Raw genomic sequence first — 2,873 nt, forward strand, 5'->3', positions numbered from 1 at the left:
CCGGACCCCGAGCCACCGAAGCCCAGAAAACGCGGCCAGCCGTCCTCGTTGGAAGCACTCAAGAGCGGCTGGCACGTCAGTTTTCACTTCATCTCATAAAATCTGTCAGGCGGTCAGGGTGTTCTATAACTGTCGTTGTCACTCGTCGTTGGGCTATCGGTCGCCAACGGCCTTCGAGAAGCAGGCCCCCATCCTGAACGGAGGCTCCACTAAACCCTTGACAGATCAGGCAGAGGCAGAAGTGGAATGTGCGCACCCACCTGAGTGGCCCTGAAATCAGAACCGGAACGCCACGATCCTGGACGGCGTTGTTCTGAAGGACCTGGTTCGGTGTGGAATCAGCGGTTGCAAGTACACTCTAGAGATGCGCATCCGCCTGTTGGTGCTGGGTTGCTGTCTCCTCTTGACTGACTCGATTGCTTCAGGGTGTGAGCTCACACCTCCTGAACAGCGGCTCTGGAACAGGACAGTGACCCCGCTCCTTAAATCTCCTTTGTGGCAAGCCAGAGACATTTACGATGCGGCACACGTTCTTATGCAACCGCTTCATTTTGCTTTCTTGAGCGGTGACAAAAAATCTCAGGGCGAATTTAATGATTTCGTTGAGAGGTACATGCAGTCAGGAGCATCGGCCGAATCGGCGGCCACACTAAATGGAACCCAATTCACCTACTTTTTATCGCAATATCTGAAGCTAAAATCAATGTACTCCGCTATCAGTAGCAGTGATCTTAAGCTAAAGGTGAGCATTGAGAATCAAGTCATGAAGCAATGGTTGAATGACCCGGTTAAGTGGTATGACGGACAACATGCCAATCGATCGGAGCGCCTGCGCTGGCGCATTGAAACCAAAGATCCAAAGTACGACTACTACCGCCTGATGCCAGACGAGGACATGTTTCTGATGGCAATCGCCAGTGACCTGTACGCCACAGGGGCCTCTGCCAAATTCAAGACGTTCTACTCAAGAGACGTTGCACCGCTTCTCCGAGACGCACTCCATGAGTTCCTCACGCAAACACCCGCAGGTGGTGTGATTTTCAAACCCGGCATCCTCTCGGATTACCCAGATACAGCCTGGGCCGGACATCTGTACAAGGGCACAAACATACCCAAGCTACCAAAACCCGATGTCACCATCGATTCCAGCCACGCCCACCGCTATCCCCTCTGGCTTGAATCGTTCCAGGCAATGGGACAGGTACTGCCCGATCAGCAAGGATACCTGACCGACCTCCACGACCGGCTCGTCAGACAGTTTTTCGTCATGTTCCGCCCTTCGACAACAGACAGTTCCGTGACGCGGATGACCAACTACATGGATGGGTGGAACGGACTGTACCGCTGGAATTACGCCACAACCGGGCAAAACGCCGGATACGGTCCCTATGAACTTTCCGGTACGCTCCTCCTGGGATGGTGGGGATTCCTGCATGACAAAAAGGTCACGCAGGCATACGCACACCTGAAGAACGACTTCCCCCTCAGTGAGCAGGCCCTCAACCTCTACGTCGGCCCAAATACTACCCGAGAACGCCACCCGCTGATGTCATGGCCGAGCGCTTTCACCAACGGATCAATGGAGTTGCTGGTCCACCTGGCAGCCAAGGATTGTGGATGAAGTGAAAACTGACGTGCCAGCCGTTCTTGAGTGCTTCTAATAAGGACGGCCGGCCACGTTTTCTGGTCTTTGGTGGCTCTGGGTCCGGGCCGCCCCGCAACCTCAGGGTTCTGAAGAACCTCTGGTACGGATTCCGATTAATTAGCCAACAAGGGCTACCAGTGGAAGAGCGTGTGACGAGTGACCAGATCAGGTTGAGTTTCCAACCAGACACAGCGTTCCGAGAGGGCAGCTTCCACCTCCTTAATGCTCTTGAACGCTCGATTCGCAATCGGTACATCCGTCAACTTTCAGTACCGGACATCTTCGGTTTTTTACCGTCTGGGCCGTCGAATATCTTGATTTGAGCGGTGACTCCGTCTGCGACGGCAAACGCGCTGAGCACAGCCTCTGCGCTCACTCACTTGCTGGTTGCGTCGGGAGGCGGCACGATGGATACCTGACATCTTTCAGTTTTCGAAAAGGACGTCCAGCACGGCTTCTGACCTCAGAATGAGGGTGTGAAACAGAAGATTAACCGCGCTGGACAGCTTTATTCTGACATGTTGACTGCCTGCTCCCGTAAGCAGCATCGAGACAACATGCAGGTGGTGCTCAGCTGCTTCCTTGAAGCCCTTGGGATATCCCGCTTCCATGCCTCCACCGCCAAGTCCCCAGGCGCGATCAGTCGGTTCCTCAACCACCAGAACTGGTCGTTGCGCACCCTCATTCGAACCATCCGCCAGCACGCCCTACACACCTTCCAGGACTCCCTCCGTGGACGCCGCGGGCGTCCACCGCTCGTCGAGCTCATCGTTGACACGACCTCCATCTCAAAGGAGGGCGCGTTCGCTGAACTGGATGGCTGGATCCACACCCTGAACAGTGTTCGTGGCCTCCATGTCGTCATGCTCTACGTCTGCTGTGGTGATCTTCGCCTCCCCTGGGGCTTCAAGATCTGGCGCGGGAAAGGCTCGCCTTCACCGACAGACCTGGCACTCCGGCTTGTCCGGCAGCTCCCATCCGAGGTGCGCACACGCACCAAACACGTGCATCTGCTTGCAGATGCAGGGTTCAGCAGCAGGGCGTTCATGCACGGTGTTCGGGACCTGGGTCTGGACTTCACCATTGGGATGCGAGCGGATCGCAGAACCACAGAAGGGCACCGTCTGAAAGACATCACCCGCCAACAGTGCCCAGTCACGCTTTCTGGCCTCCCTGACCTCCAGTTGTGGCTGTACTGGATCTGGTTGCCCGCCAAGAAAGGAGAGAA

At 55.7% G+C, this 2,873-nt stretch carries 2 protein-coding genes; both read left to right on the forward strand.

Annotated elements, in window-relative coordinates:
* The first annotated feature begins 364 nt into the window (after window positions 1-364).
* Window positions 365-1,621, forward strand: a complete 1,257-nt coding sequence (locus tag IEY70_RS20690; protein ID WP_189066920.1) for a hypothetical protein — start codon at window positions 365-367, stop codon at window positions 1,619-1,621.
* A 500-nt stretch (window positions 1,622-2,121) separates the two neighbouring features.
* The coding region (locus tag IEY70_RS20695; RefSeq protein ID WP_189066921.1) for a transposase at window positions 2,122-2,873 on the forward strand (752 nt) is incomplete at its 3' end.

This window comes from Deinococcus seoulensis (assembly GCF_014648115.1).
In the GTDB taxonomy this organism is placed as follows: domain Bacteria; phylum Deinococcota; class Deinococci; order Deinococcales; family Deinococcaceae; genus Deinococcus; species Deinococcus seoulensis.

Excerpts from the sequence above, each read along its gene's own strand:
- IEY70_RS20690 (WP_189066920.1), top strand. The coding sequence starts at position 365 with ATGCGCATCCGCCTGTTGGTGCTGGGTTGCTGTCTCCTCTTGACTGAC.